Source organism: Lysinibacillus odysseyi 34hs-1 = NBRC 100172 (assembly GCF_001591965.1).
Classification (GTDB): Bacteria; Bacillota; Bacilli; order Bacillales_A; family Planococcaceae; genus Lysinibacillus_B; species Lysinibacillus_B odysseyi.
In genome coordinates, this window is record NZ_BCVX01000005.1 from 23,055 (window position 1) to 42,799 (window position 19,745).

Here is a 19,745-nt window from a genome sequence, read left to right on the forward strand (position 1 = left end):
CAAAAGGCGTAGCCGACAGCTGCACTCACCCTCCACTTCAATCAATTCACAAATCATCAGATTCTTATTGTAAATTCCTGCTGATTTCTTGGAAATTCTACTTATGTCCCAGCCTCTTGAAAAACTTTTTTATCTATTGCTCTTTCACTGCTATGTATTCATTATGATCTGACTCTTTATCCTTTTTTGTATTTTTTTCTAATACAGATGACTCTTTTGCTTCCTCTGCTTTTTGTTCTTGAAGAGACTGCAGTTTTTCATTTAATTGCTCACTCGTCTTTTGAAGGCGTTCTTCGATCGTACTCACCTTATTCTTCTTGTGCTCCGTATTTACGCCTCGTTTTACATCTTGGGCAATTTGGCTTTCAAGCGTTCGTTTTTCTCGATTCAGACTGTTTGACACGCGGTCCATCGTTTTTGTTTGGTCTAAAGAAACAGCCTGTGTCAACAGAGCTTCTTCTTCAGTTTTAGGTGTCATCTGTTTTTCTTCCTCTGATTTTTTGCCTAAAGCCTTTTCACGTTCTTTTTGCTGAATCTCTGCCATTTGTGCGTCTAACTCTGCAATCTGCTGGTCAAATGTCTTTAATTCCTCCTCAATAGAGGACATATCTTTTCCGGACTCGATTGCCCGCTCTCTCACATTGCTTTTCATTTCCATTAAATTCTCACGCTGTTTCATCAGACTGTCAATCATGGAGTTGCCAGCCTTCATCCCGCTAAACAATTGACGGGCCTGTCCGCTAATTTGAATGCTATCCTTTTCTTTTTTGAGATGAGAGTTATCCATCTCCGGTCCTTTGTTCTTCACAGCAAACCATTGGCTGCTTATAGCCTTGTTATGATTAAGGGAAATCTTCATTTTTACAGCTCCTTTTCTCTACATATTTATATATCGGGTTACGACCACTTTCTCTTGATGATTCATAAAAATCAAGTAAGTTTTTCATTTCCTTAACTTTCCGCTTAAAATAATAAGTTTTCATTTTATACAAAGCTGCCTGCTGAGGAGTAAACAAGATGGAAACCGGTCTCCAGCCTTACCTGTGGATTAAATAGCAACCCCCCGGAATATGTACGTTCGGAACTTCCTAAAAATAAGTCCATGTCTCTTTTTTGGTACATTCCCTTAATTATTTGGCTCCTCCACGTTATAATATGAGAAATCTCATATTTCTACGGAGGAAAGGCATGAAAATTTTACAAAAGAAAAAACGAGCGCACTATTTACAGGCTTATCCGGTTGCCCACCTTTTCTCTTTTGATATCGAGGAATCTATTCAGGTCCATGAATATGACCGGGGTGAATGGATTATTAAGGAGGGGCAGCCGCCTGACTATTTATTCTATCTTATTGAAGGCAAAGCGAAGATTTATATTACCCATCAGAACGGCAAAGTGTCCTTGCTGAATTTTATCAACGAGGCGGATTATATCGGGGAAATGGAGCTGTTACATGAAGGCTATTATTCAAAGGGAATCCAGACAACTACAAAAACGATTTGCTTTGCCATCCCGTTTCGCAATTGGCGGGAAAAGCTATTAGCAGACGTCAAATTCCTCCGCCACCTATCCATCCAATTAAGCGATAAGGCGACCCATATGTCTATGAAATATTCACAGAGCCTTGCCTTTCCACTTGAAAACAGGCTTGCTGACTTTATCCTGCAAACAGCGGATAATGACCTTTATAAGGAAAAACATGTTACGGTATGTGACTTCTTAGGGGTTTCATACCGGCATTTGCTGCATGTACTTGCGCAATTCTGCGACAAAGGATTTTTAAAGAAGGAAGGTCACGCTTACAAAATCAGCGATAAAAGTGCAATAGAGGAACTTGCCGGCATGCTGAGAAATGGATAAGCGCTCTTTTGTACAAAAGACTCTGTTTAACTTGATAGTTGTTTATCTTAAAATTAAAAGCGTGTTCGAGAAATTTCGAATACGCTAATTTTTATTTGGGATATATAAATAAGCCTTTAGAGCGTTTCAACCATTTGAAAAATCTCTTTGTAAAGAGTATCTAACCCTTTTTCATCTTTTAAATAAAAATACCAGACAGCTTCTCTATTAGCACCTATATCAGATAAATACATTGTCGTATGAGAACCGTTATTTAAAGACTCCCAACGAGCTGTTTCATAAGTAAGTCCACCATTTGTAAAAGGAAGATTCCTTTTTTCTGAATCAAAAAAGATAATGGGTATTTTAGAACTGTTATACACCTCAACAAATCTATCATTAGATGCTTCTTCAAATATCACGGGCGTTATCATAACGGCATCAAAATTTGTTGAAATCTGTACGGTATTTACACCAAATTCATCTAATGAAAGAGGTTCAAAATGAATTTTTTTATTATTTAATTCAGGAATATCACCAATTACAGCAATTTTTAAAGGATTTCCATCATATTTAACTTCAGTATTTGAACACGCAACTAATAATAACAAACCTAATATTAACAAAATCCTATTCAATTCTACTATCACCTTTTTTGTAATATTTTCTTTTATTAAATTAGCTCAATTACTTTTCCTACATTATATATTACCATATTAGTATTCCATATAATTACTATAATGTAATTTTATCAACAACATTGGTGCATTTGTTTCTTTTATTGAGTATAAGCGACTTTCCACAGGAAATGTATGTATACAATGTTAATTAGAAAGAATGTGATGAAAGAGAACCTTATCAAAAAAACAAGCGTCCTCCTCATGAATCGGGAAAGACGCTTGTTATTTCATATAATCGTTCAGTAAAAAGGTTCCAGCCGCCTGAATCATTTCTCAAACCCAAACAGCTGAAACAATGTATCCTTTGAAACAAGGACATCTGCAAGTGTATAACTATCGAGCACTTTTAAATATGCCTGCAGCGCTTCATATAGAGCATTTTTCAGACGGCATTCAGGTGATATTCGGCATAAATTATTCTCTGGATTGAAGCATTCCACAAGATGAAAATCCTCTTCCGTTTTACGGACGACCTGTCCAATGACAATGTCCTCCGGCTCCATCGCCAGACGGATTCCCCCGCCCCTGCCTCGGATTGTTTCAATATAGCCATGCTTTCCTAAATCATATGTGACTTTCATTAAATGATTTTTTGAAATTTGATACGTGTCTGCAATTTCCTGAATCGTTGCCAAATGACCTGGACCTCGTACGCCCAAATACATCAGCACACGCAATGAGTAATCTGTATATACTGTCAAGCGCACATTTCCCACCAACTTTCTCTTCATGAGTATACCATCAAAGCTCTGAAGGGCGGTGAAAATTTGCCTGAAACTAAAAGATGTATTTTTTATATATGTTTTGTGTCTGTTTTGTTAAAGATGTATTTTTCATATTGCTTTACATTTTTCATGGGCGTATAGTTTGTGGTGAAAGGACGTGACATTATGTTACAACAACAAACAATTGACATTATTAAATCAACGGTACCGGTTTTAGAGGTACATGGACAGGAAATTACTAAGACATTTTACAAAAACATGTTTGAAGCACATCCAGAATTACTAAATATCTTCAACCACACAAACCAACGCAGAGGTCGTCAAGCAAATGCATTAGCAAACACTGTATACGCAGCGGCTGTACATATCGACAATCTAGAGGCAATCGTACCAGCCGTTATGCTGATCGCTCACAAGCACCGCAGCCTTGGCATTCTGCCTGAGCATTATCCAATTGTCGGTGAACATTTACTAGGTGCTATTAAAGAAGTACTTGGTGACGCGGCAACACCTGAAATTATTGATGCATGGGCACAGGCTTATGGTGTCATTGCGGACATCTTCATTTCAGTTGAAGAAGATTTATACCAACAAACAGAAGCTGCTGGCGGCTGGCGCATGTTCAAGCCGTTCAAAATTGCGCGCAAAGAGCAAGAAAGCGATATCGTTACAAGCTTCTACCTATCCCCAGTAGACGGCGAGAAACTTCCCGAAGTTGCACCTGGGCAATATATTTCTATCCGCCTTTCTATCCCAGGCGAGGAATACTTGATGAACCGCCAGTACACAGTAACGGATGTAACAGAAAACAACGAATACCGAATTTCTGTGAAACGCGAAGACGATAACACACCAAACGGACGTGTATCTACGTACCTTCACAGTGATGCTGAAATCGGTACAGAAATCGAAGTATCAGCACCAGCAGGCCTATTTACATTGCAAGAAGGCTCAAACGATGTACTGTTTATCGCGGGCGGTGTCGGTGTAACTCCGCTATACCGTATGCTGCAGGCGGCTGGTGGACGCAACACATCGTTCATTCAATGTGCACGTAATGAACGTGTTGCAGCCTTCACAGAACAAATCCAGGCAAATGCTAATAACTATAAGGCGATCTATTCAGATACAGACGGCTATGTAACAAAAGAACAGATTGAAAGCATGCTGACAACAGGCTCTGACGTTTATATTTGCGGCCCTGCTCCATTCATGCAGGCAATCATCGGGCAACTAAAAGATTTAGGCGTTGCTGATGACCGCATTCACTACGAATTCTTCGGACCAGCATTAGCTATGTAAGAAGCACGGTTCCCCTGTTTTCGGAAATCCTGTATAGAGTGAAGACAAAGTCATTTGTAACTTTGTCTTCATTTTTTTATAGTTTTATAAAAAGAAATTTGACCCGGGCTGTCATGAATAGGCATCAGTTTCATCGGCTTACTTATCAAAAAAGGGCTTCAGACTAATATTGAAGTGATATTGCCAAGAGGTAGTAGAATATGCTATAATTTGTTTGTCTGATTAGGGGCATTAGTTCAGTGGGAGAATACTTCGCTGGCAGCGAAGGGGTCACCGGTTCGAATCCGGTATGCTCCATATATAAATCAAAAAAAGCGGCAGAAATGCCGCTTTTTTGTGTGTTTCATTTCTGTGATGGTGAAATTAATAGACAATTTCCTCTTCATAATAGACAATTTACCGAAGTTGATAGACAAAATCTTTTCATTAATAGACAATTCTCTCTCTATAATAGACAAAATGCCTTTCATTATAGACAATCCCCATCTAATAGACGAAATCCTCTACACAAAGACATTTTTCACCCCATAATAGATAACCTTTTAAAATCTCACTCCGGTGAATTTGTTCTCACCGGCTTATAAACCATACTCAAAACTGTCAAACAAAGAAACAAGCCGCTTCCAGCATACAATGCCCACTTCAGATCTGTTAGTAAATACAGCAGCCACATACATGCGGCGCCGCTCAACGCAAACATTAGATTACCGGCAAACTTCCCTACTGCTGCTTTATGTTTCTTCTCCTCATTCTCTATTCCAAGTAACCCTAACCCCTTCCCTGAACGAAACAATATACCAAGCCCGGCAAATGATAAAATGATTACAATGACAGAAACGCCAGTCGAACCCATCTCCTTCCTCCTTCACCCTTAATACCGATGAGTTTACTACACTTTAACTAAAAAGAAAATACCCGACTTTTCCTGTCGGGTATTCATACAATTATTTTGTAACTAACTCAAGCTCTACTGGAATGTTTGCTTCTAACGTTTTACCATTTAAGTGATCAATTGCTGCTTCTATCGCTTTTTCACCGATTAATTCTGGCTGCTGTGCTACTGTTGCCGCCATTTTGCCGGCTTTTACTTTCGCTACAGCATCTTCTGTCGCATCAAAGCCGATTACGATAATGTTTTTGTCAAATGAAGAAATAGCCTCTAATGCACCTAATGCCATTTCATCATTTTGTGCAAATACTGCTACGACATCAGGATTTGCCTGCATGATATTCTCCATAACCGTCAAACCTTCAGAACGGTTGAAGTTAGCTGTTTGACTTGCTACAATATCTAATTTACCTTTCACTGCTTCTTTAAAGCCTTGGCCGCGATCACGTGCTGCTGATGAACCGGCAACACCTTCCAGCATAGCAATTTTTGAACCTTCATCTACTAGTGATAGCAGGTGTTCCCCTGCAAGACGTCCGCCTGCTACATTATCAGAAGCGATATGTGTTACTACTTCACCGCCTTCAGATGAACGGTCTACTGTAATAACGGGGATATTGGCATTATTCGCTGATTCTACAGCTGTGACAACAGATGCTGAATCGACCGGATTGATGATGATTAAATCTACGCCTTGCTGGATTAAGTCTTCTACGTCAGACGCTTGTTTGGATGCATCATCCTGTGCATCTACTACTGTAATAGACGCGCCTGCTTCTTTTGCTTTTGCTTCTGCTGCATCACTTAATGATACAAAGAATGGGTTGTTTAATGTAGATACAGAAAATCCAATTTTCACATCGGATTTTTTGTCTGAGCCTGAATCTTTCTTATCTTCGTCAGAAGAAGTTCCTGAATCCATTGAACATGCTGCTAATACGATTGCGGCAACTACGGCAATTAAAAGATTCGTCCACTTTTTCATATTGTACACTCCTATGCTGTTTTTTTACGGTCAATTAAAACCGCTAGTAGTATTACGACACCCTTCACAACTTGTTGGAAGAATGAAGAAACCCCGATTAAGTTCATCCCGTTATTCAACACACCAATAATAAGCGCACCGACTAATGTGCCGAAAATCCAGCCTTTACCGCCTGTCAAGCTTGTCCCGCCAAGCACTACTGCTGCAATGGCATCCAGCTCATAGGATTCACCTGCTGTCGGCTGGGCAGAATTTAAACGTGATGTTAAAATAAGCGCTGACATTGCCGCAAGGAAGCCCGTAATGGCATAGACAGCAATTTTCACCCGGTCCGGGCTGATCCCTGATAACTTGGCAGCCTCTTCATTGCCACCGACCGCATAAACCCGGCGTCCAAATGTTGTCTTTTGCAAGATGAAATAAAGAATCGCGAATGTGACAACCATCGTGATGACCGGTACTGGAATCCCAAAGAAATAGCCTTTCCCAAACATTTGGAACGCTAGGCTGTCTCCTAACCCTGAAACCGGACGGCCTTCTGTATACACAAGTGTCAGACCGCGGTAAATCGTCATTGTCGCCAATGTCGCGATAAACGGTGCGACCTTTCCTTTTGTAATAATGACACCGTTTACTGCGCCGAGCACAAGCCCTAAAAGAAGCGCTAAGCCCATAGCGATAATAGGATCAGTTCCACCAGCCAATAAGCTTGCGGCAACGGCCCCCGTTAATGCTAGTGTGGAACCAACTGATAAATCAATACCTCCTGTGAGGATAACAAACGTCATTCCAAATGCAATTAAGGCGCTGATGGATACTTGACGAAGTACATTTAATAAATTATTTACTGATAAGAAGCTCGGATTCAGCAGTGTAATGACAATTACTAATAAAAATAAACCAATGAGTGGCCCAAGCTTCGTTATAAGTTCTTTAGTTTCCTGTTTGGACAACTTTGTCGCCTCCTGTTGCATAATGCATAATCTTCTCCTGGGTCATATCGTTTTTGGCCAGCATGCCTGTCATTCTTCCTTCATGCATCACCATCACGCGATCTGCCATGCCGATAATCTCCGGTAATTCAGAGGAAATCATCAGGATGGAAACACCCGACTCAGCTAGATTATTCATAATCTGATATATTTCTTTTTTAGCACCGATATCCACTCCGCGTGTCGGCTCATCCAAAATAAGAATCTCTGGATGTGTTCCGAGCCACTTGGCGATGACAACCTTCTGCTGGTTCCCCCCGCTCAGAGATTTTGCGGATTGCTCTGCACTGGATGTGCGGATACGCAGCTGCTCGATATAGCTGGCGACTAAATCATTCTCCAGCTTCGGAATGATCACCCCTGATTTTGCGCCCTTTTCCAAATTGGCGAGCATGATGTTTTCCTTAACCGAGAAGTCTAAAACGAGCCCTTCCGTTTTTCGGTCTTCGGTTACAAAGCCGATTTTATGTTTCATTGCATCAATGGGCGAATTGATTTTTACCGGCTTCCCATCAATGTGAATTTCACCAGCTGTCGTTTTACGGTAGCCAAACAATGCCTGGGCTACTTCCGTACGCCCTGCCCCCATAAGACCCGCAACTCCGAGGATTTCCCCTTTCCGCACCATAAACGAGACATTTTCAAACGCATTTTTAGAGGAAAGGTTATTTACCTGCAGCTTGACCTCACCGATTACTGCCTTGCGTGAGGGGAAGCGTTCGCCGAGCTCGCGTCCTACCATCATGGCGACAATTTCATCAAATGTTGTTTTCGGTATTTCACGGACACCTACGTATGTTCCGTCTCGTAAAATTGTGATGCGGTCACAAATTGCAAAGATTTCCTCCATCCGGTGGGAAATATACACAAATGAAATCCCTTTTGCCTTCAGCTCTCGTACCGTCTTAAACAGCGTTTCAATTTCCCGGTCTGTCAAAGCAGCAGTCGGTTCATCCATAATGATGTACTTCGCATTGCAGGCAATCGCCTTGGCAATTTCTATGATCTGCTGCTTGCCGACTGATAAATCCCCTGCACGCGTACGAGGGTCAATATCCAGTCCGAGTTTGGCAAGGAGCGCCTTTGCCTCCTCCTGCATTTCCTTTTTACGCAGAATACCGAAAAGACCATATGTTTTTTCTTTTCCTAAAAAGAGATTTTCCGCTACTGTCAAGTCAGGCAAAATATTCAGCTCCTGATGGATTACGGCGATGCCCATTTCTTCTGAATCTTTCGTTGTCTTGAACTCCACCTGTTTGCCGTCTACCTTCACTACACCCGCATCCTTTTCATAGATGCCGCTCAAAATTTTCATCAGCGTTGATTTCCCTGCGCCGTTTTCTCCCATAAGGGCATGAATTTCCCCGTCGCTCAGTTCAAACTCGACATTATCCAATACGACATTTCCACTGAATGCTTTTGAAATACCAGACATTTCGATCATAGTTGTCCACCTCCTCTTTTAAAAAATGACACCGCTTTGCAGGATGACATTGGCATATGGCGTTGTCTCACCTGTCCGGATAATGACCTTTGCATTGGCCGTCAGCTCCTTAAATTGTTCATGGCTGACCATTTCAATATCCGGTAAATGTCTTGTTAGTTTTTTATAAATTACAGGATTGTTCGGTCCGATTTCCTCAGCGGCAATTCCCTTTTCCACTACTAAGTCTTCCAGCACTGTTTCCAATATTGTTAAAAACGGCGGTTCCCCCAGTTTGTAGGAAAGATCGATACATGCCACACCATCTGGAATCGGCAGTCCGCAATCCGCAATAACGATTTGATCTGTATGGCCGAGTTTGGCAAAAATACCTGCCAGCTCACGGTTCAATATGCCCTGCTTTTTCACGATTGCGCCTCCCTCATTCTTTCTTCAGCCGGCTCACTTGCCGGCATACCGCCTTGTGCTCCGAATTTTTCTACTGAAAGGGAAGCAGCAGCGTTAGCAAATTGAACAGCTTCTTTTACCTCTGCCCCCTCGCAGATTTTATGGGCGAATGCACCATTAAATGTATCTCCCGCACCGGTTGTATCAACAGCAGTCGTTCGGAAACCTGCTACTTTCACAATTTTTTCACCATCATGATACATGGCTCCCTCATCTCCAAGCGTCACAATCAGTTTATTTGGATAGGCTTGCAGGGAAGTTTCGATCTGCTCATGAAAAATAAGCTCACATTCTGTTTCATTCGGTGTCAGATAGGTGATATCTTCCATCCATTCCGGCTTAAAATTACGTGCAGGTGCAGGGTTCAACAGAACAGGTACACCGTGCTTTTTACATAGCTTCAATGTATGCTCTATTGTTTCTACCGGAATCTCCAGCTGCATGACGACCAGGTTCGATGTTTTTATCGCCTGTTCATTCTTATCTACAAGCTGAGGTGTTACATAGGTATTCGCTCCAGGTACAACGATGATCCGGTTATCCTGTTCGAATAATAAAATATTGGCAATGCCCGTGCTGGTCGGCGCCACCTGGACAGAGGAAACATCCATATTTTCGTTTGTTAATATTTCAATGAGTGCCGGGCCGAAACTATCCTGGCCGACTGCCCCAACCATTTTCACCTTGCTGCCAAGACGTGTAGCAGCTACTGCCTGGTTGGCTCCCTTGCCTCCGGGAACTGTTTCAAAAAGATTGCCGAGCACTGTTTCCCCCTGTTTTGGGAACACATCCGTCTGGCAGACGATATCCATATTAATACTGCCAATTACTGTAATCATTTTGATTTCTCCTTTGTTGAATCACGTACAATCAAGCTTGGGTCTATTATTACGTGTTCATTATCGACACTTTTTCCTTTAATAATGTTCAGCAGCATCTTTACCGCCGTTTCACCAAGCTGATAAATATTTTGATCGACCGTCGTTAAGCTTGGCGTAACCATTTCACCTAACGAAATACCGTCATACCCGACGATCTGTATATCATTCGGCACAGAAAGTCCAAGCCGGTGAACAGCCCTTTGAACACCGATCGCAATGATATCACTGCCTGCAAAAATCCCATCAATTCCCGGATGGGCCGATAGTAATTCAAACGCTGCTTTCTCCGCTTCCTTAAAGTGGAATTGGCTTTCAACTATATGGGTTTTTATATCTAATCCTTCTACTGCTTTCAAAAAGCCCTGTGTCCGTTCAAAAGCCGGTACAACATCCTGGGGACCACTGATGCAGGCAATTTCCTTTACACCGCATGAAAGCAGGTATTCCGTGCCAAGTGCTGCACCGTTTTTGTTCCGGGAAGAAACGGAAGGGATTTGACTGTCCGTTATCCGGTCTAACAGTACAAGCGGCACATTCAGCCCGGTATAGTACTCTCTTTCCAATTGATTAGTGGCGATAATAAAGCCTGCAACGTATTTTTGTTTCAAAGTTTCTATATAATGCCGCTCCTTATGCACCTGTTCATCAGAGTTGCATAATACGACTGTATAGCCTTCCAAAAGGGCTGTATCTTCAATGGCCCGGGCGATTTCCGGAAAGAATGGGTTTGTAATATCCGGTACAATCAGACCAATTGTTTGCATCCGCTTTGTACTTAATGACCTGGCGATATCATTTGGCCGGTAGTCAAGCTGCTTGATTGATACTTCAATCTTATTTTTCGCTTCTTCACTCACATAGCCTTTTTTATTTAAATAGCGTGACACGGTTGCTACAGAGACGCCAGCGTGTTTCGCTACATCCTTTATCGTTGCCAATAGACCATCCTCCATCCATGTGTAACCGATTACACACGGAAGAAAAAAATAAGATGGTTGTGTAACCGATTACACACAATATAATGCATCATTTATCTCTCTGTCAATAGAAAAATGATACATAATAAGATATATTTGATTTTATAGTATGACATTATTCAGTTATATTTTTAAAAATAGCTTATTAATATGCCTCAAAAAGTAGATTATGCTTTCATAACGTGTTAGATCCGTTGATGGCATTTTAAGCGTTATCGTGCTATGTTGTTTTTTGACAATCCTTTCTTCAAAAATAAAAAATATGATGAAAGAATACTGAAAATACAGCTTATAAATAACTTTTTATCTAATAGATTAAAAGTTAAACAATTGCGAATAGTGAGTTTATTGTATACTATACTAGTACATTAATTTTAAGGGGGAGAATTATGACGAAATTTGAAATACGCCAGCAGCTGACACTAGTACGCAAAGAAAAGCCGGAGCCGGATACATTGGAATTTGGCCGTGTTTTTACAGACCATATGTTTGTTTTGGACTACACAGAAGGCCAGGGCTGGCATGATCCTCGCATCATCCCGTATCAACCGATTACGCTGGAGCCGTCATCGATGGTATTCCACTACGGTCAGACAGTCTTTGAAGGGCTGAAAGCATATAAAACACCAGCAAAAGATGTAGTACTTTTCAGACCGGAGAAAAATCTAAGCCGGCTCAATAAATCTAGTGCCCGTATGAGTATTCCACCTATCGATGAAGAGCTTGCGCTAGAAGGGCTAAAACAGCTTGTCTCCCTAGATCGTGAATGGGTTCCCGAAGCACCAGGAACTTCTTTATATATCCGTCCATTTATTATCGCGACAGAGCAATATTTAGGCGTTGCTCCATCGAAAAATTACCAATTTATCATTATCATGTCGCCGGTAGGTTCCTATTACAAAGAAGGAATAAATCCGGTAAAGATTTTAGTAGAAAAAGAATATGTACGGGCTGTTAAAGGCGGTACAGGGGAAGCAAAAACAGGCGGGAACTATGCAAGCTCTTTAAAGGCCCAGCAGGAGGCTGCAGCTTCAGGCTATTCCCAAACGTTATGGCTGGATGGGAAAGAACAGAAGTATATTGAAGAAGTTGGAAGCATGAACATCTTCTTCGTCATAGATAATACAGTTGTTACGCCGGCCTTAAACGGCAGTATTTTACCCGGTATAACGCGTGATTCTATTTTGCAAGTGCTAGGCATGGAAGGAATTCCAACAGAAGAGCGGCGTATCTCCATAGATGAGCTTGTAGAGGCTCATAAAGCAGGCAAACTACAAGAAGCATTCGGTACTGGAACAGCTGCCGTCATTTCCCCGATCGGCGAATTTTTATGGGAAGAACAAAAAATCATTGTTAATAACGGTGAGGTCGGGCCTCTTACACAAAAGCTTTATGATACATTAACAGGGATTCAAACAGGTACACTGGAAGATCCATTCGGCTGGACACTTACGCTGGAGTCCCCGGCAGATGAAAAGATCGAGGAAATCACGACTTTTTAGTCACATAGTAAGTTGCTTTCTTAACTTTCAATAAAAAATGCACATTGCTACTATCTTCTCTTAGCAATGTGCATTGTTATGACCTAAATTATTAGACTTTCCCTTCTGCTCCCCTCACGCTTCACGAAATGCAAGGCGTTAGCCCATCACCCTAAACCGTTTAGAAGAGATGCATCACTACGCAATCGATGTAAAAGGATACAACACATTATCGGGATAATCGATGCCCGATTGGCTCCATACGAACAGCGCTCCGTCATCTTTTACAATAGTTTTTTTACATGGCACCCCAAGCTCATCCGGAGTAAAGCATAGCTGTACCTCTTTGATTGAGCGGTCCATACAGCAGCTGATGGCCTCCAGTAAATTCAGTTTTTGCGGTGAGATAATATCTATCATTGTCAAAACACCGGCATCAATTTTATACAGGAATGCTGCATCAAGCATATCATGATAATAAATATAATCAGCAAATTGATAAAGCGCATGGAACATCACTAAATGCTCGCTTTTCGTGACAGCCAGCCTGTCACTGATCGGTGCTCTGTTTTTTGCCAGGCGATATAGAAGTGCCTGATCAGAAAGGTTATCCATAGATAGCTTTCGCAGAGTTATTGTATTGATCGGCAAATGACTCGCATCAAGCGTATAGGATGCCTGGGACCGTTCTTCAAAACCAAACTTCGGATAAAAATCGAGTACAGTCTCATTTGCAAATAAATAAAATAAATCCACATTATTATAATAATCCAGCAGAGAAAGCATCAGCTTCCTGGACAACCCGCGCCCTCGGTAGTCAGGATGTGTCCTCACCGTCCCAATTTGGACCGCATGTATATCTTTTCCGTCAATGACTAGCGTAACCGAGCTGCCCGAGACATTCGCCGCAACTTTTCCCTTATCTACAGCTGCAAAACAGCGGTAAGAGGATGTCCAAAATCCCGCATCCGCCCATTCCTTAAACTGCAGGCCGAATGTATCTTCTGCCAGTGTATAAAAGCTTTCTACCAACCTCAGATCATGGCGCAGGGCTTCCCCGCTTACTATTTCCATAATCTTTTCCTATACCTTCTCATAAATATTTACTCCGTTATCTTCCGACACAACAGCAAGTCCCTCATCTACTAAATAATCAAGCTGTCCTAATGTCTCGGAAAGCGTCAGTCCAAGCTGCGCTTGATAAATTTTCGCAAATAGCTCCTTTGTCACTTCAAATACAGTCTTTGGCTCTGTAATCATTTCCCGTACTTTCTGCGCACGGGCATGCTGTTTAGCTAATCGCTCTTCTACGAGCACACTTGCATTCAATACTTCACCGCCATGACCTGTATAAAGCTTTGAAACATGTAGATCCCGCAGTTTCTTCAAGGAAGTATTATATTGTAAAAGTGAACGAGGCCGTTCTCCGTTAAGGGAAACAGGCGGTTCAACGAGCGGATTGGAAGAAACACGTTCCAATAATAAATCCCCGCCGATACATTCACGTGTAGCATCCTCAAGGAAAATAAGATGGCTTTGTGCATGGCCGGGTGTTTCATAAACAAACAGCCCCGGATGGCCCGGTACTTCATCTCCTTCGGCAAGAAAACCTGTCAATGGACGTGTGCCGAACAGCTCAAGCTCTCCGCGTACTTCTACGGTACGATCAATATACCCTTGTGGTACGCCCTGCTTTATAAGCTCCCCTACATAGAAGTTATTTCTATATTCCAGAAAATCAGGTTCCTGGCGCATCCAATGATCTACATACTGGTGGCCCAATATTTCAGCCTCAGGAAATGCATCCACCCAGCCTGCATGATCGGGATGGTGGTGCGTCAGGACAACCTGCTCCACGTCCTTCATATCATATCCTGCCGAACGGATTCCCCACTGTAGTGCTTCATAGGCTTCCTGCGTTTTCGGGCCGGCATCAAACAATGTCAATGCATCTCCTTTCAATAAAAACGCATTCACATCCCCTACCGCATATGGTGTTGGCAAGATTATTTTATGTAGCTGCATTACAACATCCCCTTTATTATGTTAAAAAATGAATGGCTATTCACACATTTTACCTCTTTTTCTGTTATTCGTCACGCTTTAGGTTGACACTTCGTCATTACATTTATATAATTTTCTCATAATTCAAAATAAAAGCTTTGACGAAGCCAAGTAAATTATCGAATGGTGCAAAAGAGAGTGTCGCGTTTGCTGAAAGTGACATCACCCGCTTCAATAATTGAACCTACTTCCGAGCTGTCATGACAACATGACCGCGAACCCGGCGTTATAAGGGGTAAAGTTGCACGGAATGTGAACAAAGGTGGTACCGCGGAAACAGGCGTTTTCGTCCTTATTATAAGGACGGGAGCGCTTTTTTATTGTCAAGATTTCTTAGGCTACCGGGAATAAATGATCTTCCAGTTAGCCATCTATATAAGCAGAGCCTATAGATAAAGGAGGCATTTTCATGAAGAAAATCGTATTTATTGGAGCCGGATCGATGGCGGAGGCAATGATTGGCGGATGGGTCAAAAAAGAATGCGTACAGGCAAACAAGATTTATGTAACCAACCGTTCCGACTATACTCGTCTAATGTATTTAAAAGACACATATGGGGTACAGGTGCTGGAGAAGCTGGCTGACATAGAGGATGCAGACCTGCTCATTTTGGCCGTAAAACCGAAGGATGCTGTTGCTGCCATGCAAAGTATTGCACCGTATATCGGTGACCATACAGCCATTTTATCGGTTCTTGCCGGTATTTCTATTAAAACAATTGAAAAGGGCCTCTATGCAAGGCCAATTGCGCGCGTCATGCCGAACACTTCTGCTACAATTGGCATGAGCGCAAGCGGGATTGCCTTCAATACGCGTGTGTCTGCGCAGCAAAAGAAATTATATTTACAGATGCTGTCTGCTATTGGTCTTGTTGTGGAAGTAGAAGAGGATAAACTGCATGCCGTCACTGCCCTGTCCGGTAGTGGACCTGCTTATATTTATTATTTAATTGAAGCATTTGAAAAAGTCGGTACAGAAATCGGTCTGCCTAAAGAAGTAGTACGGCAGTTAATGATTCAGACATTGGCAGGCTCTGCTTCAATGCTGCAGTCCATTGATGAGGAGCCGAATGCTCTTCGCCGCAAAGTAACAAGTCCAGGCGGTACAACAGAAGCCGGCATACGTGCCTTGGAGGCTCACCATTTTAATGAAACGATCAGTGCCTGTATTAAAAGTGCAGAACAGCGCTCCCGCGAACTGGCAAAAGGGGTTTGATTTCCTTCAGCAAAAATTTACTGGTTCTATTTGTAATGGGTGACTGGAGGGTGAAGTTACTTTTTGACGGGTGTAAAAATGGCCTGGTAAAAGAAATATAAGCCTTCGCCAGGGCATGCAATTTGAAAAGGGAATCCCAGTCTAGACTCGCTGTAATGTCCAGCAATGGCTTACCTATGTGATAGGATCAAGCGTAAAGCCACATCCGGAAGCCCTTACGCCGGAGCGGAATTGATTTAAGGAGGGGTTCTTTATGGTAAAACTATTCGAACCATACAAACTACGCAATATTGAACTGAAAAACCGTATTGTCATGTCACCGATGTGCATGTACAGTGCAAATGAATTTGGATTTGCCCAGCCGTTTCATGTTGTCCACTACGCTTCCCGCGCTATGGGGCAGGTTGGCCTTGTCATTCTGGAAGCGACAGCCGTGCTGCCGGAGGGACGTATTTCCGAAAATGATTTGGGCATTTGGCGTGATGAACAGCTGGAAGGCTTAAAGCAAATTGTCGACCAAATCCACGCTTATGACAGTAAAGCAGGAATTCAGCTTGGTCATGCAGGACGTAAAGCAACAGTGGAAGGGCCGATTTATGCTCCTTCTTCTATCCGGTTCAACGAGCAGTATGAAATGCCGCTTGAACTGACAAAGGAACAGATCAAAGAAATCGTAGAAGCATTTGTAGCTAGTGCGCAGCGTGCAATCAATGTCGGTTTTGATGTACTGGAAATTCATGCAGCACACGGTTACCTGATTAATGAATTTTTATCGCCGCTGACAAACAACCGCGAAGATGAATATGGCGGCAGTCCTGAAAACAGATATCGTATTCTTCGTGAAATCATTGACGGGATCCGTGCTATTTGGGATGGCCCCCTATTCGTCCGTATTTCCGCACATGAATATACAGAAGGCGGCAACACACCGGAAGACTATATTCAATATGCAGCATGGATGAAGTCACAGGATGTAGATCTTATTGACGTTTCCTCAGGCGGCGTTGTCCCAGCACATATCGATGTAAAACCACTCTACCAAGTACCGTTCTCTGAAACAGTCCGCACTGCCGGTATTCCTACAGGTGCTGTCGGTCTTATTACAACAGCATCTGAGGCAGAAGAGGTACTTCAGAAGGAGCAGGCAGATCTTATTTTCCTTGGACGCGAGCTGCTTCGCGATCCGTATTTCCCTTACCATGCGGCCAAGGAGCTCGGCACAGAAGTTGATCTACCGAACCCTACGTATAAACGCGGCTGGTAAAATTGCATATTCCTTCTACAAGGGAGAATATCCAATAATTTGGATATTCTCTCTTTTTTTGATAAAATCCCTACCAAGGGGGAATCTTTTTGAAATATATGATATTCGCAGTTATGATTCTATTCACATTAGCAGCCTGCAGCAAAGAATCAATGGATCAGCAGGTGAATTCCAATCAGATAGAAAACACTCCGGCTGTTGAAAAAAAGGCTTCCTATGTGATTGAATATGTCTCTTTTGCGGAGGGAATCCCTGACTATTCAATGGACAAGGGTACGTTTTCCGAACGAATGAAAGATGAAAACTACATTCGAAAAGTATACGGTGAAATGTTTGAAGTCTATACAATCAAAGAATTAAAGGCGCTTCTTACTAAGCAGCTCCATGATTTTGATAAACGGTTTCTTATCAAGATACCGGAAGTAGAAGCGCCCATCGAGCAAATTGATACCATTCTTTACGATATTATCCATGAGAACAGTATGATTGCCGGTACTCTGCTATTGACAGACTTCACCTATGAAAATATAAAGGATGCCACTTACCTGTCTTTTGAAAATTTATTTACGGTGAATGCTATTGAAATGGCGGCTATTCAGCCTAAGATAGAGGAAATTCTTCAATCCCTTCAGCTGGAGGAAAAAAACGACATCGATAAACTGGAAAGGATTCATCAATACATCCTTGACCATATGATATATAAGGAGGGAGAAACCGTTCTCACAGACCACTCACCTTATGGTTTTTTTATAAATGGAGAAGGTGTATGCCAAGCTTATGCAATGGCACTCCATATGATGCTGGAAGCAGTCGGCATTGAATCACTATATGTAGTCGGTGATATTGCTGGAACAGGAGATGACGATGTCTTGCATGCATGGAATTTAGTGAAAATCGACGATATATGGCGTCATGTTGACCCTACTTTTAATGATGACGGAGAGCCAACGCGTTTCTTCATGAAAACCGATTTTGAAATGGGCTTCACCCATGTATGGGACCAAACGAAGTATCCCGCCGCCTCATCAATTTAACAATTGATTCATTTCTTTATAGCAAGCGTGTTTTAAGTTAAGCTAACAAACGATTGGAGGTTTGATAATGAAAAAGTGGCTGCTCTTCTTCTGCCTGCTCGCCCTTTCGGCTTGTGGAGCGGAGGAAACGAAGAAGAAAACATCTGCTGGTGAAGGCACAATTTCCATTGACAAAGCAGAAGAAATTGCAATGGATGTCATAAAGGAAGTTTGGATGGCATACGAAGATATCGGAGCCGAGGCGCCAATAGAGGAAAAACGTGAACGCCTCGTAACTTTCATGACAGATGAAATGTTTAACAAGGCTTTTCAAAAAACACAGGAACCCGAATTTCCTCAACTGCCAGTTCATACATTCGGCGTGCATGTAACGGAAAATAAACCTGACTCCTTTGAAATCGAGCATATTATTCCTGCAAGTACGGAGGAAGGGCCTGCTGTGAAGCAAACAGTACGTTTTATTAAACAACATGACCGGTTTATCATGAGTGACTATCAAAAGGAGGACAAAGCTCTCTCCCTTTCAAAGGAGGAGGCGGAAACCTTTTTAGCAGAACACGGATATGAAGCGGTATTCCTCAAGGAAGGTCCATTCGATGCTGTTTCCACAAGAATCGAGGACGCCTATATCTTCCACGATCAAGAGGATCCGCGTATACAATTCGTCATCAGCAAAAAAACAGGCTATTTCCTGATGGGAGTCGTAAGGGGCGCGATGGATGAGGAGTCAGAGACAGATGCAGCGGCTACGGAAGAGGTGCGGGTAAAATACGGCCACCTATTTGCATATCGACTCACAGAAATTGATGAGGGGAAACTATCAGATCATCAGCGAAAGATATACAATACGTATATTATCAAGCCGATCGAGCAGGTCATTGATATCGATTTTGATGCTTCTCTTACAGATGACGAGCGCAATCAAAAAACAAAAGAGCTACTGGACCATTCTATGATGGGAATGCTCGCTGAAATTGAGGACACATTAGATGCAAAGGAAATTGCTGTCCTCCGGGAAAATCATGCAAAATGGGAGATTGAACGCGAGAAGTATGCAGATGAAATAGCGGGAGTATCGAAAAGCGATCAGACAAATCACTTCTACGCAGCGTATAAAGAGGTAACAGAAGATTATCTCGCTTACCTCTTTTACGAATATATTTATCAATAAAAGCAGAGCCGCCTGGAAAGCTTCAGTTTCCCGGGCGTCTCTGCTTTTATAGGTCTATTCCTATTTATACCGCTATTAAAGTACCCCTGCCTTAATACGCTTTACGATTGAATAGGTAGTATACATTGCCATCGGCGCCAATAAAATCGGCAGCCCAATCCAAAACGTCAATGCCCCTGCCGCCTGCAGCGCACTATAATTTGTTAAAACGTAGACAATGACACCAAACAGCAAAATATAGCTTAATACATTTGGAAAAATAACAAGCAGCCGCAGAACAGCTGGATTCATTTTTGGTTGATTCATATTCCCACTCCCCTTTGACCTATTATAACTCGCGCAAGAGCATTTTTC

20 protein-coding genes, 1 tRNA gene and 1 other annotated feature are annotated in these 19,745 nt (G+C 42.2%); of the genes, 8 read left to right on the forward strand and 13 right to left on the reverse strand.

Translation table 11 applies throughout. The features are described from left to right. Positions 1-133 precede the first annotated feature (133 nt). Entirely contained in the window at positions 134-859 is a 726-nt protein-coding gene (locus tag BOD01S_RS09320; RefSeq protein ID WP_036154651.1) for a hypothetical protein, read from the reverse strand. A 329-nt stretch (positions 860-1,188) separates the two neighbouring features. Here BOD01S_RS09320 and yeiL point away from each other — a divergent pair, with 329 nt between their 5' ends. After that, a complete protein-coding gene (gene yeiL / locus BOD01S_RS09325; protein ID WP_036154649.1) occupies positions 1,189-1,860 on the forward strand; it encodes a transcriptional regulator YeiL in 672 nt (223 codons plus the stop codon). A 116-nt stretch (positions 1,861-1,976) separates the two neighbouring features. On the opposite strand, the gene BOD01S_RS09330 is transcribed toward yeiL, so the two are convergent. Together BOD01S_RS09330 and BOD01S_RS09335 are read right to left on the reverse strand one after the other, a co-directional pair. Continuing rightward, on the reverse strand, positions 1,977-2,465 hold the full coding sequence (locus BOD01S_RS09330; RefSeq protein WP_244887299.1) for an amino acid oxidase: 489 nt from the start codon (positions 2,463-2,465) through the stop codon (positions 1,977-1,979). Positions 2,466-2,785: 320 nt separating this feature from the next. Further along, a complete protein-coding gene (locus BOD01S_RS09335) occupies positions 2,786-3,226 on the reverse strand; it encodes an RrF2 family transcriptional regulator (RefSeq protein WP_036154751.1) in 441 nt (146 codons plus the stop codon). 183 nt (positions 3,227-3,409) lie between these two features. On the opposite strand from BOD01S_RS09335, the gene hmpA reads away from it, so the two are divergent. Continuing rightward, positions 3,410-4,546, forward strand: a complete 1,137-nt coding sequence (gene hmpA, locus BOD01S_RS09340; RefSeq protein WP_036154648.1) for an NO-inducible flavohemoprotein — start codon at positions 3,410-3,412, stop codon at positions 4,544-4,546. A gap of 225 nt (positions 4,547-4,771) precedes the next feature. Beyond that, a tRNA-Ala gene (locus tag BOD01S_RS09345) sits at positions 4,772-4,843 on the forward strand. A gap of 253 nt (positions 4,844-5,096) precedes the next feature. On the opposite strand, the gene BOD01S_RS09350 is transcribed toward BOD01S_RS09345, so the two are convergent. From BOD01S_RS09350 to BOD01S_RS09380, 7 genes are all read right to left on the reverse strand, one after another. Beyond that, positions 5,097-5,399, reverse strand: a complete 303-nt coding sequence (locus tag BOD01S_RS09350; protein ID WP_036154643.1) for a DUF3784 domain-containing protein — start codon at positions 5,397-5,399, stop codon at positions 5,097-5,099. Positions 5,400-5,490: 91 nt separating this feature from the next. Further along, on the reverse strand, positions 5,491-6,420 hold the full coding sequence (locus BOD01S_RS09355; RefSeq protein ID WP_036154641.1) for a D-ribose ABC transporter substrate-binding protein: 930 nt from the start codon (positions 6,418-6,420) through the stop codon (positions 5,491-5,493). An 11-nt stretch (positions 6,421-6,431) separates the two neighbouring features. Continuing rightward, positions 6,432-7,373 (reverse strand): ribose ABC transporter permease, encoded by a 942-nt coding sequence (gene rbsC / locus BOD01S_RS09360; RefSeq protein ID WP_036154640.1) that lies wholly within the window; start codon positions 7,371-7,373, stop codon positions 6,432-6,434. Beyond that, entirely contained in the window at positions 7,354-8,856 is a 1,503-nt protein-coding gene (locus tag BOD01S_RS09365; RefSeq protein ID WP_036154638.1) for a sugar ABC transporter ATP-binding protein, read from the reverse strand. Before BOD01S_RS09365 ends, rbsC begins: the two co-directional genes overlap by 20 nt. A gap of 18 nt (positions 8,857-8,874) precedes the next feature. Continuing rightward, positions 8,875-9,264, reverse strand: coding sequence for a D-ribose pyranase (gene rbsD, locus BOD01S_RS09370; RefSeq protein WP_036154636.1), 390 nt, complete (start codon positions 9,262-9,264; stop codon positions 8,875-8,877). After that, entirely contained in the window at positions 9,261-10,142 is an 882-nt protein-coding gene (gene rbsK, locus BOD01S_RS09375) for a ribokinase (protein ID WP_036154634.1), read from the reverse strand. The genes rbsD and rbsK overlap by 4 nt, the downstream gene beginning before the upstream one ends. After that, positions 10,139-11,122 carry a LacI family DNA-binding transcriptional regulator gene (locus BOD01S_RS09380; RefSeq protein ID WP_088321746.1) on the reverse strand — a complete coding sequence of 328 codons (984 nt, stop codon included), beginning with the start codon at positions 11,120-11,122 and terminating at the stop codon, positions 10,139-10,141. The genes rbsK and BOD01S_RS09380 overlap by 4 nt, the downstream gene beginning before the upstream one ends. A gap of 428 nt (positions 11,123-11,550) precedes the next feature. Between BOD01S_RS09380 and BOD01S_RS09385 the strand changes: the two genes are divergently transcribed. After that, positions 11,551-12,663, forward strand: a complete 1,113-nt coding sequence (locus tag BOD01S_RS09385; protein WP_052124839.1) for a branched-chain amino acid aminotransferase — start codon at positions 11,551-11,553, stop codon at positions 12,661-12,663. Between the two features lie 177 nt (positions 12,664-12,840). Here BOD01S_RS09385 and BOD01S_RS09390 read toward each other — a convergent pair whose 3' ends face one another. Further along, positions 12,841-13,716 carry a GNAT family N-acetyltransferase gene (locus BOD01S_RS09390; RefSeq protein ID WP_036154629.1) on the reverse strand — a complete coding sequence of 292 codons (876 nt, stop codon included), beginning with the start codon at positions 13,714-13,716 and terminating at the stop codon, positions 12,841-12,843. Between the two features lie 9 nt (positions 13,717-13,725). Next, on the reverse strand, positions 13,726-14,667 hold the full coding sequence (locus BOD01S_RS09395) for an MBL fold metallo-hydrolase (protein ID WP_036154627.1): 942 nt from the start codon (positions 14,665-14,667) through the stop codon (positions 13,726-13,728). A 128-nt stretch (positions 14,668-14,795) separates the two neighbouring features. Beyond that, positions 14,796-15,003: a binding site (T-box leader), on the forward strand. Positions 15,004-15,115: 112 nt separating this feature from the next. Between BOD01S_RS09395 and proC the strand changes: the two genes are divergently transcribed. From proC to BOD01S_RS09415, 4 genes are all read left to right on the forward strand, one after another. Next, the gene (gene proC / locus BOD01S_RS09400) at positions 15,116-15,922 is read left to right on the forward strand and encodes a pyrroline-5-carboxylate reductase (protein WP_036154625.1); all 807 of its coding nucleotides are present in this window, start codon (positions 15,116-15,118) and stop codon (positions 15,920-15,922) included. Between the two features lie 253 nt (positions 15,923-16,175). Continuing rightward, on the forward strand, positions 16,176-17,186 hold the full coding sequence (namA, locus tag BOD01S_RS09405) for an NADPH dehydrogenase NamA (RefSeq protein WP_036154623.1): 1,011 nt from the start codon (positions 16,176-16,178) through the stop codon (positions 17,184-17,186). 98 nt (positions 17,187-17,284) lie between these two features. Beyond that, positions 17,285-18,220, forward strand: coding sequence for a transglutaminase domain-containing protein (locus BOD01S_RS09410; RefSeq protein ID WP_233153133.1), 936 nt, complete (start codon positions 17,285-17,287; stop codon positions 18,218-18,220). A gap of 67 nt (positions 18,221-18,287) precedes the next feature. After that, the gene (locus tag BOD01S_RS09415; protein ID WP_036154620.1) at positions 18,288-19,391 is read left to right on the forward strand and encodes a hypothetical protein; all 1,104 of its coding nucleotides are present in this window, start codon (positions 18,288-18,290) and stop codon (positions 19,389-19,391) included. Between the two features lie 75 nt (positions 19,392-19,466). Here the strand turns inward: BOD01S_RS09415 and BOD01S_RS09420 are convergent, their stop codons facing one another. Further along, positions 19,467-19,697, reverse strand: a complete 231-nt coding sequence (locus BOD01S_RS09420; RefSeq protein WP_036154619.1) for a hypothetical protein — start codon at positions 19,695-19,697, stop codon at positions 19,467-19,469. Between the last annotated feature and the right edge of the window lie 48 nt (positions 19,698-19,745).

What these genes read in the sequence shown, in the direction of transcription:
- BOD01S_RS09320 (WP_036154651.1), bottom strand. Translation starts at nt 859, where the DNA reads ATGAAGATTTCCCTTAATCATAACAAGGCTATAAGCAGCCAATGGTTT.
- yeiL (WP_036154649.1), top strand. Translation starts at nt 1,189, where the DNA reads ATGAAAATTTTACAAAAGAAAAAACGAGCGCACTATTTACAGGCTTAT.
- hmpA (WP_036154648.1), top strand. Translation starts at nt 3,410, where the DNA reads ATGTTACAACAACAAACAATTGACATTATTAAATCAACGGTACCGGTT.
- BOD01S_RS09350 (WP_036154643.1), bottom strand. Translation starts at nt 5,399, where the DNA reads ATGGGTTCGACTGGCGTTTCTGTCATTGTAATCATTTTATCATTTGCC.
- BOD01S_RS09355 (WP_036154641.1), bottom strand. Translation starts at nt 6,420, where the DNA reads ATGAAAAAGTGGACGAATCTTTTAATTGCCGTAGTTGCCGCAATCGTA.
- BOD01S_RS09365 (WP_036154638.1), bottom strand. Translation starts at nt 8,856, where the DNA reads ATGATCGAAATGTCTGGTATTTCAAAAGCATTCAGTGGAAATGTCGTA.
- rbsK (WP_036154634.1), bottom strand. Translation starts at nt 10,142, where the DNA reads ATGATTACAGTAATTGGCAGTATTAATATGGATATCGTCTGCCAGACG.
- BOD01S_RS09385 (WP_052124839.1), top strand. Translation starts at nt 11,551, where the DNA reads ATGACGAAATTTGAAATACGCCAGCAGCTGACACTAGTACGCAAAGAA.
- BOD01S_RS09390 (WP_036154629.1), bottom strand. Translation starts at nt 13,716, where the DNA reads ATGGAAATAGTAAGCGGGGAAGCCCTGCGCCATGATCTGAGGTTGGTA.
- BOD01S_RS09395 (WP_036154627.1), bottom strand. Translation starts at nt 14,667, where the DNA reads ATGCAGCTACATAAAATAATCTTGCCAACACCATATGCGGTAGGGGAT.
- proC (WP_036154625.1), top strand. Translation starts at nt 15,116, where the DNA reads ATGAAGAAAATCGTATTTATTGGAGCCGGATCGATGGCGGAGGCAATG.
- namA (WP_036154623.1), top strand. Translation starts at nt 16,176, where the DNA reads ATGGTAAAACTATTCGAACCATACAAACTACGCAATATTGAACTGAAA.
- BOD01S_RS09410 (WP_233153133.1), top strand. Translation starts at nt 17,285, where the DNA reads ATGATATTCGCAGTTATGATTCTATTCACATTAGCAGCCTGCAGCAAA.
- BOD01S_RS09415 (WP_036154620.1), top strand. Translation starts at nt 18,288, where the DNA reads ATGAAAAAGTGGCTGCTCTTCTTCTGCCTGCTCGCCCTTTCGGCTTGT.
- BOD01S_RS09420 (WP_036154619.1), bottom strand. Translation starts at nt 19,697, where the DNA reads ATGAATCAACCAAAAATGAATCCAGCTGTTCTGCGGCTGCTTGTTATT.